The organism is Longimicrobium sp. (genome assembly GCF_036280135.1).
Taxonomy (GTDB): domain Bacteria; phylum Gemmatimonadota; class Gemmatimonadetes; order Longimicrobiales; family Longimicrobiaceae; genus Longimicrobium.
The window spans coordinates 1-15,334 of record NZ_DASURI010000898.1 but is presented as its reverse complement, the minus strand read 5'-3'; the positions used below and the strand labels follow the sequence as shown (position 1 = coordinate 15,334).

General features: G+C 70.6%; 14 protein-coding genes. 4 read left to right on the top strand and 10 right to left on the bottom strand.

Features of this window, described 5'->3' with window-relative positions:
- Positions 1-213 precede the first annotated feature (213 nt).
- Positions 214-1,839 (top strand): patatin-like phospholipase family protein, encoded by a 1,626-nt coding sequence (locus tag VFZ20_RS29015; RefSeq protein ID WP_329687464.1) that lies wholly within the window; start codon positions 214-216, stop codon positions 1,837-1,839.
- A gap of 306 nt (positions 1,840-2,145) precedes the next feature.
- Here VFZ20_RS29015 and VFZ20_RS29010 read toward each other — a convergent pair whose 3' ends face one another.
- The 5 genes from VFZ20_RS29010 to VFZ20_RS28990 are packed head-to-tail and all read right to left on the bottom strand — an operon-like array spanning position 2,146 to position 7,109.
- Positions 2,146-3,279: a glycosyltransferase family 4 protein gene (locus tag VFZ20_RS29010; protein ID WP_329687463.1), complete on the bottom strand. Its 1,134-nt coding sequence runs from the start codon at positions 3,277-3,279 to the stop codon at positions 2,146-2,148.
- Entirely contained in the window at positions 3,276-4,439 is a 1,164-nt protein-coding gene (locus VFZ20_RS29005) for a glycosyltransferase (RefSeq protein WP_329687462.1), read from the bottom strand. The genes VFZ20_RS29010 and VFZ20_RS29005 overlap by 4 nt, the downstream gene beginning before the upstream one ends.
- Complete coding sequence (locus tag VFZ20_RS29000; protein ID WP_329687461.1) at positions 4,436-5,629, bottom strand: glycosyltransferase family 4 protein; 1,194 nt, start codon at positions 5,627-5,629, stop codon at positions 4,436-4,438. Before VFZ20_RS29000 ends, VFZ20_RS29005 begins: the two co-directional genes overlap by 4 nt.
- A gap of 8 nt (positions 5,630-5,637) precedes the next feature.
- On the bottom strand, positions 5,638-6,267 hold the full coding sequence (locus tag VFZ20_RS28995; RefSeq protein WP_329687460.1) for a hypothetical protein: 630 nt from the start codon (positions 6,265-6,267) through the stop codon (positions 5,638-5,640).
- Entirely contained in the window at positions 6,264-7,109 is an 846-nt protein-coding gene (locus tag VFZ20_RS28990; protein WP_329687459.1) for an FkbM family methyltransferase, read from the bottom strand. Before VFZ20_RS28990 ends, VFZ20_RS28995 begins: the two co-directional genes overlap by 4 nt.
- Before the next feature lie 319 nt (positions 7,110-7,428).
- On the opposite strand from VFZ20_RS28990, the gene VFZ20_RS28985 reads away from it, so the two are divergent.
- Positions 7,429-8,202 carry a hypothetical protein gene (locus VFZ20_RS28985; RefSeq protein WP_329687458.1) on the top strand — a complete coding sequence of 258 codons (774 nt, stop codon included), beginning with the start codon at positions 7,429-7,431 and terminating at the stop codon, positions 8,200-8,202.
- Positions 8,203-8,344: 142 nt separating this feature from the next.
- On the opposite strand, the gene VFZ20_RS28980 is transcribed toward VFZ20_RS28985, so the two are convergent.
- The 4 genes from VFZ20_RS28980 to VFZ20_RS28965 form a co-directional block, all read right to left on the bottom strand.
- Entirely contained in the window at positions 8,345-8,773 is a 429-nt protein-coding gene (locus VFZ20_RS28980) for a hypothetical protein (RefSeq protein WP_329687457.1), read from the bottom strand.
- Positions 8,774-9,051: 278 nt separating this feature from the next.
- Positions 9,052-9,720: a DUF3226 domain-containing protein gene (locus VFZ20_RS28975; RefSeq protein WP_329687456.1), complete on the bottom strand. Its 669-nt coding sequence runs from the start codon at positions 9,718-9,720 to the stop codon at positions 9,052-9,054.
- On the bottom strand, positions 9,720-10,838 hold the full coding sequence (locus VFZ20_RS28970; RefSeq protein WP_329687455.1) for an AAA family ATPase: 1,119 nt from the start codon (positions 10,836-10,838) through the stop codon (positions 9,720-9,722). Before VFZ20_RS28970 ends, VFZ20_RS28975 begins: the two co-directional genes overlap by 1 nt.
- 5 nt (positions 10,839-10,843) lie before the next feature.
- Entirely contained in the window at positions 10,844-12,538 is a 1,695-nt protein-coding gene (locus tag VFZ20_RS28965; RefSeq protein WP_329687454.1) for an acyl-CoA mutase large subunit family protein, read from the bottom strand.
- Between the two features lie 235 nt (positions 12,539-12,773).
- On the opposite strand from VFZ20_RS28965, the gene pnuC reads away from it, so the two are divergent.
- Both pnuC and VFZ20_RS28955 read left to right on the top strand, forming a co-directional pair.
- Positions 12,774-13,472, top strand: coding sequence for a nicotinamide riboside transporter PnuC (gene pnuC / locus VFZ20_RS28960; RefSeq protein WP_329687453.1), 699 nt, complete (start codon positions 12,774-12,776; stop codon positions 13,470-13,472).
- Entirely contained in the window at positions 13,469-14,578 is a 1,110-nt protein-coding gene (locus VFZ20_RS28955; RefSeq protein ID WP_329687452.1) for an AAA family ATPase, read from the top strand. The genes pnuC and VFZ20_RS28955 overlap by 4 nt, the downstream gene beginning before the upstream one ends.
- Positions 14,579-15,136: 558 nt before the next feature.
- On the opposite strand, the gene VFZ20_RS28950 is transcribed toward VFZ20_RS28955, so the two are convergent.
- On the bottom strand, positions 15,137-15,334 hold a 198-nt coding region (locus VFZ20_RS28950; RefSeq protein WP_329687451.1), incomplete at its 5' end, for an ArsR/SmtB family transcription factor.

Below are 15,334 nucleotides of genomic sequence, written 5' to 3'. Positions count from 1 at the left end.
CTCGCTCCACGGCGCTGCCCGCGAGATGAAGTTCTCCCCCTCCCCCGCGGAGCGGGGGCAGGGGGCCGGGGGGTGGGGGCCCGCTCCCTTCCTCGATGCTTCGTCTCCGATGCGCCAAACGTATTGACCCGCAACGCGTTTCGCGCGAGTATTGATGCTTCTGTTCCCCGCCGGCCGTCCCCGCCCGACCGATCATCCCCAAGGAGCGCCATCATGTCCGACGCCGTCATTCCCGATCCCGTGCCGCAGCCCGTTCCGCCCGCGCAGGGGCCGCTGGGCCCACTCGCCCTCTCGCTCTCCGGCGGCGGCTACCGCGCGGCGGCGTTCCACCTGGGCAGCATGCGCTTCCTCTACAACGTGGACCTGCTCAAGGACGTGGTGGGGCTCAGCACCGTGTCCGGGGGCACCATCTGCGGCATGGCCTGGGTGGTGAGCGCCCTGGACGGCAAGCCGTTCAGCCAGTTCCACACGGAGTTCAGCAGCTACCTGCGGCAGACCAACGTCATCCAGCAGGCCCTGGACGGGCTTACGGGCCACCGCGACCACGGCAGCCACGCCTGGGCCAGCCTCATCCGCAGCGCCGCCGACGTGTACTCCCGCCCCGACCTGTTCGGCGACCGGCGCTTTGCCGAGGTGCTGGGGAGCGACACGCTGCAGCTGGAAGAAGCCATCTTCAACAGCACCGAGTTCCACACGGCGCTGGACTTTCGCTTTCGCCGCAGCAAGAACGAGCGGGCGCTGCTGGGCAACGTGAACTACCGCCTGCCCCGGGAGGTGGCGCAGCACATCCGCCTGGCCGACATCGTCGCGGCCAGCTCGTGCTTTCCCGGCGGGTTCGAGCCGTTCGTCTTTCCGCAGCACTTTCACTGGACGCAGCAGTACCCGCTGGACGCCGCCCTCAACGACCTGGGCGCCGACCTCCAGGGCGGGCTGCCGCTCATGGACGGCGGCATCTACGACAACCAGGGGATCGACAGCCTGCTGCTGGCGTTCAAGGACTCGTCGGCGTGCACGCTGCTCATCAGCGACGTGAGCGCGCAAAATTCGCGGATGTACGACGTTCCCGCCAACCCCACCAGCCGCGGGTGGATCACCCTGAACGGCGTGAGCTGGATGGGGTGGGGGCTCCTGGCCCTGGCCGTGGTGGCGGCGTTCGTGCTGGCGTGGCACGGCTTCGAGGCCGCGCGCGTGGGCGACTGGACGTGGGAGGACTACTTCCTGTACCTGGTGCCCGGAGCGCTCACCGCGGCCGTGGCGAGCGCGCTCGTGTGGGTGCGCCGCCGCCTGGCCGATGCCAACCGCATGCTGGAAAAGATGGCCGACACGCGCGCGTGGCCGTCGTTCCGCAAGCTCACCGTCCCCGAGTTCGTGCAGATGGTGACGCTGCGGCTCACGTCGTTGATGGCGCTCACGTCGAGCATCTTCATGTCGCGCGTGCGCGGACTGGTGTACGGCCGGGCGTACGCGGACCCGGCGTTCAAGGACCGCCGCGTGAGCAACCTCATCTACTCGCTCACGCAGAACGAGCCGGGACTGTGGACGCAGCACCCGTGGCTCAAGCCCAAGCCGCACCTCGTCTCGCTGGCGCAGGAGGCGGAGCAGATGCCCACCACCCTGTGGTTCACCGACGACAAGCAGTTCTACACGCTGGAGGGCGCCGGCGAGGCCACCACCTGCTACGTGCTCCTTCGCCACATCGTCAAGCACCGCGCCGGCCAGTACGAGACGGAGGGCCTGCCCCTGTACGACCTGTTCACGCGCCTGCGCAAGGAATGGGACGTCTTCCAGCGCGACGCCGTGCGCCTGCCGGTGGGCGAGGTGGCGGTGTCGGTAGTGTAAACGGAAGTGCGTGAGTACGGGAGTGCGGAAGAGGCCCGGCGCGGATGCCGGGCCCCTTCTCGTTAGGACAAGCTCCCAGCCTGAGCGACTGAAGTCGCCGCAACGACAGCGGAAAGCCTCGCAAACTGCGCGAGGCTTCAACTCCGCGAACCTCGCTCCGGTGCACATGGCGCCGGCCTCTCTGGGGCAGTCCGCGAAGGCGGACTTCGTGCCTTTCCAGCGGCGAATTCATTCGCTCCGGCTGGGGGGCGGCCCTTGCCAGATCAGATCCGAAACTGGCTCAACTCGCTCCGGCTGAGGGCTGACCTACCCGCGCGACGCTCGCCCGTACACCTCCAGCGTCCGTTCGGCCGTGGCGCGCCAGGTGAGATGCGCGACGGAGGCGGCGGCGCGGTCGCCCATTTCGCGGCGCACATCGGTATCGCGCATCACGCGGCGGAGGGCGGCGGCGAGCGCGGCGGGATCGCGCGGCGGCACCAGCACGCCGTTGTCACCGTCGCGGATGAGCATCGACGCGCAGCCCACGGGCGTCGCCACGACGGGCAGGCGCTGGCTCATGGCTTCCACGATCACCATCCCGAACCCCTCGTACGTGCTGCACGCCACCAGCATGTCGTGCGCGCGGTACTCGCGCATCACCGCGTCCTCCGGCGCGCGAGGGACCACGCGCACGTACGGCCGCGCCTCCGCGGGGAACGACGCCAGGACGACGTCCTCCGGCACGCCGGGACCCAGCACCGTCAGGCGCGGCGCGGCGCCGTCCGCGGCCAGCAGGCCCATGGCGCGGGCCAGGTACGGCGTGCCCTTCACGTTGTCCCACGATCCGCAGAACAGCACGCCCCCGCCCCGCGGCGCGTCGGGCGCCGGCGCGTCGGCCAGGAACCGCGCGGACACGCCGTGCGGCACCACGTGCACCCGCTCCGCCGACAGCCAGCCCGCGTGCACGGCAAAGTCCGCATCCCCCGGATTCAGCACGATCAGCGCGTCGGAGAGGCGCGCGGCGGCGGCCACCTGCGGAAGACGCACCCCGGGGTACCACAGCCGCCGCGTCCACGGCTTGTGGAGGAGGCCGTCCGCGGCGTCGCCCAAGGTGCGCGCGTAGTTCAGGTGCTCCAGCCCGTGCGACCGGCTGACGATGACCGGCTCGCGCGCGAAGCCCATCCGCCGCCGCGCCGCCAGCACCATCCCCTCCGCGCTGGCCACGTCCACCACGTCGTACGGGCCGCCCTCGCGAAAGGCGCGGCGAATGGCGCGTTCCGCCAGCCACGGCGACACCGTCTGCCGCACGCGCCAGTTGCGCGGCCGCGCGGCGATGTCCGGCTCCAGCAGCACGTCGCAGTCGTGGCCCAGCGCGGAGAATTCCTCCCGCAGCTTGTAGTACACCTTGGCCGAGCCCAGCCGCGGGTCCGCCGGGTAGTCGCCCACGAGCAGGATCCTCATCCCCCGCCCTCCTCCGCCAGCAGCCGCTCCACCGTGCGCTCCATGGCAAAGTGCTCGAGGTAGAACGCACGCGTCGCCTCCCGCAGCGGCACGTTCGGATCCGTTCCGACGAACGTAGTCGAAGGATCCTCGTAGACCTGCGCCGCGATTTCTCCGACGCGATGGGGCTCGTACACAGACGGATAGCCCGCGGCCGCCACGATCATGTCCATCCGCGTGAAGCGACCACGCGTCGTAACTGTGGGGACGCCGTTCGCCAAGCAGGCCATCAGGCTCGTGCGGCGGGTGTCGGCGCCATCTGGATAGGGCTGGAGGGCCACGTCCGCGGCCTGCAGGTGGAGGGACACGTCTTCGGCGGATTGGAAGCCGGGGGCGACCAGCGCGTCCGCGAAACGCGCCTCATCCGCCCGCAGCCGCGCGGCGAATTCCGCTCCGCCGCCGCCCAGCAGCAGGATGCGCGCGTCCGGGCGCCGTTCGATCAGCCTTCCAAGAGCCTCGATCAGCATCGGCGCGATCATCCCGCCATACGTGCCGAAGTGGACGAAGACCGGCCGACACCCGTCCTCCGAGATCTGCTTGCGGATGGAGGCCACGCGAGCGGGATCGTCCACGAACGGGATGGTGGACGGGATCGGCAGGGTGGTGATCGGCAGATTGGAAGGCGCGAGTGGGCGCAGCAGCCTTTCCCACGCGAAGGTGGAGACGTACGCCTGCGTGGATGCGCGGAGAAGGTCGCGCGCCATCCATCGATTGACGGCCGCGAGCAGGTTGCGCTGCGGGCGCTGCCATCCGAAGGGAAAGAACGGCTCGTGGAACATCACCCGCACGTCGTCGCCCGTCCGCCGCCTTGCAACAAGCCAGCGGCCGAGCGCGACGTTCATCCCGCGCATCCCCCACGCCTGCGGCGCGTACTGGACGAGCAGACGGCGCGGCGCCGAGAACCCGTCCAGCGCGCGGCCCAGCTCCGCGAACGCGTCCCGCCCGAAGCCGCGCATGGGATGGGCGGACGCGCGGCGGAGGGTGACGCCCGCCGCGTCCGGCGACCAGGCGTGCACCTCGCGGCCGGCATCCGCCAGCGCGTCCGCCAGCAGCCGCGTGTAGTCGCCGATGCCGCCGCGCGAAAGCTCGCCCGTCAGCAGGTGCCAGGCGGGCGCCGTCATGCCGCGCGCGCGCCGGACGCCGCGGCCGAAAGGAGCACGCGCTCCACGGCGTCCACGTGCCGGTCGAGCGTCATCCGCTCCGCCACCTCGCGCGCGCCCGTCCGCATCCGCGCCAGCACGTCCGGCGCGCGCGCGGCCCGGGCCAGCGCCGCCGCGAACTCGTCCGCGCTGGGCGGGTCGCCGGGGACGAGCCAGCCGTTGACGCCGTCCGTAAGCCAGTCGTCGATGCCGCCCACGTCGAACGCGACGGACGGCACGCCGAACACGCCCGCCTCCAGCCCCACAAGGCCGAACGGCTCCGGCCACACGCTGGGCACGGCCAGCACGGAGGCCCAGCGCAGCAGCTCCGCCCGTCCCGCGTCGTTCACCCAGCCGGTGAAGGTGGCGTCCACGCCCAGGCGCCCGGCCAGCCGCTCCCACGCGTCGCGCTGGGGCCCGTCGCCCGCCATCGTCAGCGGGATGGGCCGGCCGAGGGCGTCCGAGGCGTCCGCCACGGCGCGGATGAGCACGTCGCCGCCCTTGATGGCCGTCATCCGCCCCAGGAACAGCACGCGAAAGCGCCGGGGCGCGTCCGCCGGGGCGCCCGTGAGCGTGGGAAAGAGGGGGATGGCGTGCACGCGGTCGGCGGGGGCGCCGTTGCGCACGTACTCGTCGCGCATGTGGCGGCTGGCCGTGACGATGGCGGCGTACTCGTCGAAGAGGTCGTTCTGGTCGTTGGCCCAGCGCCAGCCGCCCAAGACGGCGCCGGGCCGCATCTGCCCGCACTTGCGGGACGCGTAGACGGGAAAGCACCCCGCGCCCAGCGGCTTGCCGCACAGCACCGGGCGCGGCCACGCGTGCGACTTGAGCCCGCTGACGCAGGTGCCGAAGTAGCCGTGCATCATCTTGACCACGGGCAGGCCGGCGTCGATCAGGTCGCCGTCCACCTCCAGCGGCCGCATGTTGTGGACGAACGCCACATCCGGCTTCCACGCGAGGGCCTCCGCCACGGCCGCCGCGCGCCCCCGCCCCGCCATCCCGAAGTGCGGCGCGTCCGCCGGGGCCGGCGACGGCCGGTCTGGGCGTACGGGGTCCAGGTGAAGGAACGCGACGGAGTGTCCGCGCGCGACGAGGGCCGGCATGACGGCGGCGAGGTAGTTCTGCACCCCGCCCGCGTCGCCGACCCCGTCGTTGGCGAAGAGGATGCGCACGCCGGGCGCTAGTCCGGGCAGTTGCTGCCGTCCGAGAACCGCTGCACCTCGGCGGCGGGGATCCGCAGGCGCTGGATGAGCACGGCGTTGTACTGCTCCGCGCGCCTGGCCGCCGTCTCGCGGTAGCGCGCGTGGGCCCGGTTGACGGTCATCCCGTCCGTGCCCGGGATGATGCGCGTGTCGTACCGGTTGATGATGCAGCGGTTGAGGACGGGCGGCACGTGCAGCGCGTTGAGCGAGTCGTTCACGGCCATCAGCCGCCGGTCGCCGCGCGCGAACTCCGCCTCGGCCATCCGCGCGGGGTCCTGGCTCATCCGCATGCGCTCCAGGTAGATGGCGGAGTGCGCCACGGCCAGCAGCAGCAGCAGCACCGTTAGCACGCCCACGGGGATGGGCGCGATGGCCTGGCTGCGGCGCGACAGCCGGCGCCACGCCCACACGAGCGCCACGATGGGGATGAGCGCCAGCAGGACGAGGACGAACGTCCGCAGCACGGCCCCCGCGGCCGAGATGGCGCCGCCGTACGGCCCCCGGTTGATCACCACCCACGCCAGCAGCACCGTGAGCGCGACGGCGGCCGCCAACCACGCGCCGCGGTCCTCCGGGAACCCGGCCTGCGCCGTTCCGCGGCGGCTCATGGGGCACGCTCCAGGCGAAGGCACTCGCCCTCCAGCGCCCACGCGTCCGCCACGGGGCGCAGGGGCACGGCGCGCAGCCCCTGCGCGTCCAGCTCCGCCCGCACGTCCGCCGCGGACAGGCCGCGGGCGCGCCAGGCCGTGGGGTGCATCTCCACGAACAGCGCCAGCCCGTCGCCGCCGCGGGCGATGGTGTCGCGGGCGCCCCGCAGCGCCTCCAGCTCCCAGCCTTCCACGTCGATCTTGATGAGCGTGGGCACGATTTGCTCCCGGGCGCAAAATTGGTCGATCGTCACCGTCTCCACCGTCTCCGTCCCCTCCCCCGTGTCATCCGCCAAGTGGCTGGTGCCGTGGTGCCCCTCGGCCGCCAGCGCCGCCGTCCCCTCCCGGTCCGACACCGCCGCCCGCACGGGCCGAACCACGTCGCCCAGCCCGTTCAGCCGCACGTGCGCGGCCAGCCCGTCAAACGCCTGCCGCGACGGCTCGAACGCGTACACCCGCCCGCCGGGCCGCACCCAGTTTCCCAGGGCCAGCGCGTAGGCACCCACGTTCGATCCCACGTCCAGCGCCACCCCGCCCGACCGCGCCGCCGCGCGGAACGCCGCGTACTCCACCGCGTTCCACCCGATGAAGCGGTACTCCGGCAGCACGCGCACGATTTCACCCCCCGGCAGGGTGGCCGTGATGCCGCGTTGGCCGCCCAGCGCGGCGTGGTACAGCGTCCGCAGCCGGCGGCGTGCTTCGCCCTCTGGCAGCAGTCGCGCCACGGCTGCGCCCAGCGCCTCCAGCGGCGAGCGCCGGCGGTACGCGTGCCCCTCCGCGGTGTGGATGCGATCGTCAGGCACGTAGGGGACGAGGAACGGGAGAAGAGGCTCGGATGTCCGTGCAAGCTGGTACTGGCGCGGCGCTAGAGCAAGCGCGGCGCCATCACGGCGGATCGGCGGATCGCGCCCCGACGGGCGGACGCACGGGGAGCCCGCACCGGGTCACCGCGATCTCCGGCGCCACTAGCGATCCCATTACGCCGTAGTGGGAAACATCTACTCCTTAGAAAGTCCCCATTTACTTTCCCAGGAAACGGGTTTATTGTTATCACACCAACCCGGGAGTCCTCTCACTCTCCTCTCTCTCCCGGACCCCTCCCTCTACGAAAGCAGGAGACCCATGCGCGTACGGAAGTATCTCACCGTCCTCGGCCTGGCGGCGGCCGCCGCGTGCGACGGTGCAAACCAGCCCGTGGCCAGCCCGGCCGCGGGCGCGCCGACGCCGGAGTTCAACCTTTCGTCCACCTGCTCCGGGCCCACGGTCGTGTCGCCCACCGGGAGCACCGTCCTGACGGGCACCAGCACGGCGCTCACCTTCCAGATGGATGCGCTCTGCCGGCGCGTCAACGCCATCGAGGTGTACGACGCGGCGTCGGGAACACTGGTGTTCTCGGACTACACGCCGGAGTTCGAGACGTACCAGATGGGCACCGGGTACAACAACAACTTCGAGTACCGGTACCTCACCCTGGGCGGGTCCGGCGTGCCGCGCGGCAAGTACTACAACTGGCGGGTGCGCACCCACCAGGTCGCCACGGACGGGTACACCGTGGTGCAGGTGGCGCCGTGGAGCGCCAGCGGCACGTTCGGCGTGAGCCCCACCAAGCCCACGCTGTCGGGCTCCATCTCGTCGTTCAAGCCCAACCTGAGCTGGACCAGCTCCGACGGGGCCACGCAGTACGAGGTGTGGCGCTACATCTCGGACTGGGGAGGCAGCTGGGACGTGCCGCTCACGACCACCTCCACGTCGTTCACCGACACGGACGTGTGCGTCACGAGCACCAACACGGGCCATTACGTCCAGTACCACATTGAGGCCGTGAACACGGTCAGCGGGCTGCGCAACTGGAGCAGCAGCAAGATCTTCTACCTGTGCGGACAGCCGCCCATCTAAGGCGCTCGCCCGCGACGGCGGTCCAGTGGACGCCGGAACGCCAGGGGCCGCCCCGCCGGGGCGGCCCCTTTTCGCGTCACTCCCCCCAATCCGTCTCCGCCATGCCGGGGAGGAACGTCACCGGAGGGACGGCGGATGGGATTCACCGGATGGTGAAGTCCTCCGTGCGCGGCCCCTTTGCCTCGCGTCCCGTGGAGTCGCCGAGCACCACCTGCACGTAGTACGTCCCCGCGGACGGCACGGGGAGCCACAGCCGCCCCGTGCGCGTCCAGCTCTCGTCCGTGGGCGTGACGGGCACGCGGCGGCTGACGAACGGCAGCTGGTTGCGCGCGTCGTGCAGGGTGTAGTCCAGCGGGATGGACGCGCCCTTGTAGCCGTTCACCTTCAGGACCACGTCCACGGCCACGCCCTGCGTCTCGCCGCGCGAGTCGTCGCTCTCCTTGGCAAAGCGCTGGCTGTCCGGCAGCGCCTCATACTGCGCCCGCGTGACGCCGGCCTGCAATCCCGCGATCTCCACGTCCGCGCGTGTCCCGCACGCGGCGAGGGCTCCAAGCGCGAGGACGGCGGACAAGCGACGGGTCAGGGTGCGCGGCTTCATGGAGGCGTTTGGCGATGCAGGATTGTGGCAGGATCCGAGTGGCCGAGCGGGAGAACTTACCGCCGGATTGAACCCGCGCGCGAGGGGATGGTCACGGTCTCCGCGGATGGCATGACGGGTGGGTGGCGCGGAGAGCTCATCCGAAGCGGACGAGGTACGCGGCTCCGCACCGTTGGGCGAGCGGGCGAGAACAAAACGCGAGGACCCCGCCGGCCGCCGGCGGGGTCCTCGCGTTTCGTCCATCCGCGCCGTCACGCCGGCGGATCAGCAGGCGCCGGCTCATCGACCATCAGCCGCCGCAGCCACTCGACGAACCGATGGGCGGCGGGCGCGTTTCCGTCCAGGTCGTGCTTGCCGATTGCCTGCCCCATCGGAGAGCCGGGCTCTTCCTGCCACGCGAGCCAGGTGTGGATGCGCGCCTTGGACCGCCGCACGTCCGGAAACCGGCGCTCTTGGTCGGGGATGCCGTCCACCGCCTGGCCCGCGCGGCGCCACAGCGCGTCTCCGTCGGGCACGAGCGCGGCGGCGAAGTCCTCCAGCGCGCCCGGCGACCCGTTGTCCGGCATGATCCACGCGCCGAAGGTCGGGCGGTGCGGCTGCGCGGAGATGATCATCCCGCCGGGCGCGAGCCGCTCCGGAAGATCTGCGTAACCTTCTTCCCGCAACGTGTTGCGGATGGAATCCCACCGTGCCTGGGCGTTTCCATCCGCATCGACGATCACGCCAAACCGCTCGGCCCCCGACGCGCGCAGTTCCGTGTAGAAGTTGTCGAGCACGTCGTCGACACCGGCCCTTCCTCTGACGCCGAAGACCTCGGGCAGCGCGTGGAACTCGCACAGGCTCTGGACAACGGCGCTGTCGTCCTTACCTTCCACCCAGATCAGCCGCCTCGACCGGTCTTTGTCCGCCCGCGCCGCCATCAGCGCACCTCCACCTGGTGCTCCGTCGCGACGGCAACGTCCCTCTCCGTGTACCGCTCGGCGTAGATCGAGCCATCATCTTCCCGCTCGAGCCGGTAGAGCATGCCCTTGGAAGGGCTTCGATTCGCCGCCTCCTGGAACGCGACGACCGCCTCCCAGCTGTGGGTCGTGGCAAAGACCTGCACGTTCAACTTCTCCGCCAGCAAGAACATCGAGTCCCACACCTCCAGCTGCGCCGTGTGGTGAAGCCCATTCTCCACCTCGTCCACGGTAAGCGCCCCGCCCGAGGACAAGGCAAGCGCAACAGCGAGTGCAAAGACGCGCTGTACACCATCCCCCAGGCTTTGCAAAGGAACTGCACGCGCGACGTCCCGCAGCTTGATGAAGACCGAGCGCCGGCCGTTGTCGCCCGCGGAAACCGCCCGTTCGAACGTAGGCCAGATGGAGCGCATTGCGTCTTCCACAAGCGAGACGTCTCCCGTGACGGCAAGCCGGTCCCACAGTTCGCGCGCCTCCCGCGCATCCAGTCCCTGCGCGGGAACGTGGAGTGTGTCTCCCCGCGCGCGAAAACGAATCGGAACGCGGTTGATGAAGAGTCCAACTGGAATCCCGATGGTTTCGGATCGCTTGGCATCAGGCTGCGCGAGGATGGTCAGCAGGCGCGATTCCGGTCCGAAGAACATGCCGTCACCCGCGAAGTCATCCATCACGATCGCGTCGCGTGAGCGAGGACCATGGATCGCGACCACCCGCTTGTCCCTCTCGCCGATGATTCGAATGGCGCTCCGTGGGGATTCTTCGAACCCGCCAAAGAACATCGATTCGACGGCAGCCACGACAGCCTCGATCTCCTCCGCATCCAGCGCTCCCTCACCAGACGAGGGTTGAAAACGCGGATGGTAATCGGTGTGTGCGCGCAACCCATCGTAGATCAACGCGGCGATGGCTGAGGGATTCTCCTCCAGCCCCAGCCGGATCGCCTCCAGGAGCGAGCTCTTTCCCGCGTTGTTCTTGCCCACGAACAGGTTCACCCGGCCCAGCTCCGGAAGCCGGAGGTGCCGGATGCCCCTGTAGCCTTCGACCGTGAGGTCGCGCAGCGGAAGCTCGCCCTGGTTCATGCTCGTCACGCCGGCCGGTACACGCCCCACTCGGCGCGCAGGGCGTCGCTGATCTCGCCCAGCGTCACCATCGCCTTCACGGCGTCAATGATGCGCGGCATGAGGTTCTCCGTGCCGCGCGCCGCCTCGCGGATGGCCTCCAGCCGCGCGCGGACCTCGGAATCGTCCCGCTCGGCCTTGATGCGGGCCAGCTGCGCGCGCTGCGTCTGCTCCAGGGCGCTGAAGTCCGGCTGGCCCAGGTCGAACGGCTCCTCCTGCGCGCTCTGGAACTTGTTCACGCCCACGATGGTCTTGTCGCCCCGCTCCACCGCGATCTGGTGCTCGTACGCCGCGCGGTGAATCTCCTCCTGCATGAACGCGATGGCCTCCGACGCGCCGCCCATCTCCTCGATGCGGTCCAGGTACGCGCGCGCCTTTTCCTCGATGGCCGTCGTCAGCGACTCCACGTAGTACGAGCCCGCCAGCGGGTCCACCGTGTCGCCTACGCCGCTCTCGTACGCCAGGATCTGCTGCGTGCGCAGCGCCAGCGTGGCCGCCTGCGCCGTGGGCAGCGACAGCGCCTCGTCGTAGCCGTTGGTGTGCAGCGACTGCGTGCCGCCCAGCGCCGCCGCCAGCGCCTGCACCGTCACGCGGACCACGTTGTTCAGCGGCTGCTGCGCCTGCAGCGTCACGCCGCCCGTCTGGGTGTGAAAGCGCAGCTTGGCGCCGTCGTCGCCCGCGTCAAAGCGCTCGCGCATGAGCCGCGCGTACAGCCGGCGCGCCGCGCGGAACTTGGCCGCCTCCTCGAACAGGTCGTTGTGGCTGGCGAAAAAGAAGCTCAGGCGCGTGGCGAACCGGTCGATGGGCAGCCCCGCCTGGATGGCGCGCCGCACGTACTCCATGGCGTTGGCGAAGGTGAACGCCACCTCCTGCGCCGCCGTGGCCCCCGCCTCGCGGATGTGGTAGCCGCTGATCGAAATCGTGTTCCACTTGGGCACCTCCGCGTTGCAGAACGCGAAGATGTCGGTGATGAGCCGCAGCGACGGCTCCACGGGGAACACGTACGTGCCGCGGGCGATGTACTCCTTGAGGATGTCGTTCTGGATGGTCCCCGAGAGCTTCTTGCGGTCGATACCCCGCTCGTCGGCCACGGCGATGTAGAACGCCAGGAGGATGCTGGCCGTGGCGTTGATGGTCATGGACGTGCTGACCTGGTCCAGCGGAATGCCATCCAGCAGCGTGCGCATGTCGTCCAGCGAGTCGATGGCCACGCCCACACGGCCCACCTCGCCCAGGGCCATGCCGTGGTCGCTGTCGTAGCCCATCTGCGTGGGCAGGTCGAACGCCGTCGAAAGCCCCGTCTGCCCCGCCTGCAGCAGCAGCTTGAAGCGCGTGTTGGTCTCCTCCGCCGTGCCGAAGCCCGCGTACTGGCGCATGGTCCAGAAGCGGCCGCGGTACATGGTCGGCTGGATGCCGCGCGTGAAGGGGAACTCGCCCGGATAGCCCAGGTCGCGGTCGTAGTCCAGCGCCGCCGCGTCGCCGGGCGTGTACAGGCGGTCGATCTTCACGCCGCTGGTGGATTCGAAGTGCTCGCGCCGCTCGGGGTGCTTGCCCAGGGCGGGCGTCACCAGCCGCTCCGTCCACGACCGCTTGCCCTCGTTCGCCGGCCCGGTGCTGCCGGAGTCTTCGCCCAGGTTGGTGGCCGCCTGCGTATCGCTCATGACAGACAAGTGCGTGAGTGCGGAAGTGCGTGAGTGCGGAAGTGGGCCCCTGCCCCGTCGGCCCCCTCGCGCGCGTGCGGCGCACAACATAACGCCCGCGGACGCGCTCGGCATCCGTCCCGCCCGGCGAAGCGCATCGGCGGCGGCGACGGCGCGCGTCCGGCGCTTGACAGGGCACGGCGGACGCGGCAGCATCAGCGGCAATCCAGCCGTTTCTCCTCCCTCCACCCGCCCCATGCCACGACCGATTTCCCGCCAGACGGCGCTGCTGGCCACGCTGACCACGGCCGTCGCCGTGCTGGCGGTCGCCGGCGTGCGGCTGGGGCTTTCCACCTGGCTGGAGGCCGCCAGCGTGGTCACGGGGGCCGTGTGCGTGTGGCTCACGGTGCGCGAGAGCGTCTGGAACTTCCCCATCAGCCTGGCGAACGTCTCGCTGTTCTGCGTCCTGTTCTTCCAGTCGCGGCTGTTCGCGGACGCGGGGCTGCAGGCGGTCTACTTCGTCCTCAGCCTCATCGGCTGGCGGCTGTGGCTGCACGGCGGCGAGCGGGGGACGGCGCTGCGCATCTCGCGCATCCGCCCGCGGCACGCCGGGGTGATGGTGGCGTGCGGCATCGTCCTCACGCTTGTGCTGTGGATGACGCTGCGATACGCGGGCGGCAGCGCATCGTTCTTCGACGCGCTCACCACCAGTCTGTCCCTGTGCGCGCAGTGGATGCTCAACCGCAAGCACGTGGAAAGCTGGTACGCCTGGATCGCCGCCGACCTGGTCTACGTGCCGCTGTACGCGTACAAGGAGCTGTACCTCACGGCCGGCCTCTACGCCGTGTTCCTGGTGATGGCCGCCATGGGGCTGATGCAGTGGCGCGCCACGTGGCGGGCGCAGGACGGCGGGACGGCGCACCCCGCGCCCGGACCCGTGGGGGCTGCCGCATGACTCTGGGGTTCGTCCTGGGCAAGTTCTATCCGCCGCACCGCGGGCATCGCCACCTTATCGAGACGGCGCGCCGCGGCTGCGACCGGCTGGTGGTGCTGCTTCCGCACCACGACTCGCAAAGGATCCCGGGTGAGTTGCGGCAGGCGTGGCTGCGCGAGATTCACCCCGACTGCGAGATCCACCTCGTTCCCGACGAAGTGGAGGACGGGCCGGAGCTGTGGGCGCAGTTCACCATCCAGCACCTGGGGCGGGCGCCGGACGTGGTGTTCAGCAGCGAGGACTACGGCCCTCCGTTCGCGGCGGCGCTGGGATGCCGGCACGTGATGGTGGACCGCGACCGCGTGGCGTTCCCCGTCTCCGGAACGGCCGTGCGGTCGTCCCCGCTGGAGCACCTGCGGTGGCTGGAGCCCTGCGTGCGCGCGTACTTCGTGCGGCGCGTGGTGCTCATCGGCGCGGAGTCCACGGGCAAGACCACGCTGGCCCGGGCCCTCGCCCGGCACTACGAGACGGTGTGGGTGCCGGAGTTTGGCCGCGAGTACTGGGAGGGAAAGGTCACACAGGGGCTGCCGGCCGGCCAGCCGCCCACCTGGCCCGCCGGTGACGGGGTGGAATCCGCCGCGGCGCCGTCCGCAGAATCCACCGAAGCGCCGTCGGTCGAGGACGTGGAGACGCGGGCCGTCGAGGCGTCCACCGGTGCCCCGACGGCCGAGCTGGCCAGCGATGAGTTCCGCGTCATCGCCGCCGAGCAGCAGCGCCGCGAGGATGCCGCCGCCCGCGTGGCTAACCGCGTGCTGATCTGCGACACCAACGCGTTCGTCACGGGCACCTGGCACGAGCGCTACCGGGGCCACCGCGACGCCGCCGTGGACGCCATCGGCGCGCGCGACCGGGTGCACCTGTACCTGCTGACCGAGCCGGACTTTCCCTTTGTGCAGGATGGATGGCGTGACGGCGAGCACGTCCGCGACGGGATGCACGCCCGCTTCCAGGCGCAGCTCGCCGCGCTGCCCACCCCCGTCGTGCGGCTCCGCGGTTCGCCCGACGCGCGGATGGCCACCGCCGTGGCGGCCATCGACGCGCTGCTCGCGGAGCCATTCGACCTGTAGCGCCTCTTCCGTTCGTCAGAGGGTGTGCCAAACCTGCCGTTCAGCGGAGCCCAAGGAGTGTCATCCCGGTAGCGTCGCGCGTAATAACGAATCCGCATAGACGCTGCGCACGGGCGTTGATTTCCTGAGGGAGCGCCCGCGCGGGACTCGCCCGCTCACAGGGCTGCGGGCGCCTGAAGGATCTCCTTCGCGGGGCAGGGACTTCGCCACTGGACCGGGTTCTTGCCAGGGCGAGAAGATCCTTCGGGGCCGCATGCATCCGTGTACCGTCGAGTTCGCGAAGGCCCCTCAGGAAGACAACTGCTTTTCCGGATCCGCAAAAGACGAATACGCGCAGGACATTGGCGCGACCGAAGGAGCTTGTGTGCAAAGCGACAACCCGGCCCTGGTGCGCGGAGCCGACTTGTCGCTTTGCGGGCAAGATCCTTCGTCGCCGTCAGGGGACCCGCGCGGATCGAGTTTACGCGGCGGCTCCTCAGGATGACGCTCTTCGCAGCGCGGGTTTGGCAACACCCTCCAAGATGACACGCTCGCGGCGCGATGCTTGGCAACACCCTCTCAGGGCGCGCCGTCCGGCCAGGCCTCCGCGCTCTCGGCGATGCGCTTGATGGCGGCCAGGCGCGCGTCCCACTCCGACGCCACGGCGGCCAGCCACTGCGCCGTTACCTCCAGCCGCTCGGGGCGCACGGTGAAGCGCACCTCGCGCCCGCTGCGCCGCCCCTGCACCAGCCCCGCCCGGTCCAGCACGTTCAGGTG

What these genes read in the sequence shown, in the direction of transcription:
- VFZ20_RS29005 (WP_329687462.1), bottom strand. Translation starts at nt 4,439, where the DNA reads ATGACGGCGCCCGCCTGGCACCTGCTGACGGGCGAGCTTTCGCGCGGC.
- VFZ20_RS28965 (WP_329687454.1), bottom strand. Translation starts at nt 12,538, where the DNA reads ATGAGCGATACGCAGGCGGCCACCAACCTGGGCGAAGACTCCGGCAGC.
- pnuC (WP_329687453.1), top strand. Translation starts at nt 12,774, where the DNA reads ATGCCACGACCGATTTCCCGCCAGACGGCGCTGCTGGCCACGCTGACC.
- VFZ20_RS28995 (WP_329687460.1), bottom strand. Translation starts at nt 6,267, where the DNA reads ATGAGCCGCCGCGGAACGGCGCAGGCCGGGTTCCCGGAGGACCGCGGC.
- VFZ20_RS28970 (WP_329687455.1), bottom strand. Translation starts at nt 10,838, where the DNA reads ATGAACCAGGGCGAGCTTCCGCTGCGCGACCTCACGGTCGAAGGCTAC.
- VFZ20_RS29010 (WP_329687463.1), bottom strand. Translation starts at nt 3,279, where the DNA reads ATGAGGATCCTGCTCGTGGGCGACTACCCGGCGGACCCGCGGCTGGGC.
- VFZ20_RS29015 (WP_329687464.1), top strand. Translation starts at nt 214, where the DNA reads ATGTCCGACGCCGTCATTCCCGATCCCGTGCCGCAGCCCGTTCCGCCC.
- VFZ20_RS28975 (WP_329687456.1), bottom strand. Translation starts at nt 9,720, where the DNA reads ATGGCGGCGCGGGCGGACAAAGACCGGTCGAGGCGGCTGATCTGGGTG.
- VFZ20_RS28985 (WP_329687458.1), top strand. Translation starts at nt 7,429, where the DNA reads ATGCGCGTACGGAAGTATCTCACCGTCCTCGGCCTGGCGGCGGCCGCC.
- VFZ20_RS28955 (WP_329687452.1), top strand. Translation starts at nt 13,469, where the DNA reads ATGACTCTGGGGTTCGTCCTGGGCAAGTTCTATCCGCCGCACCGCGGG.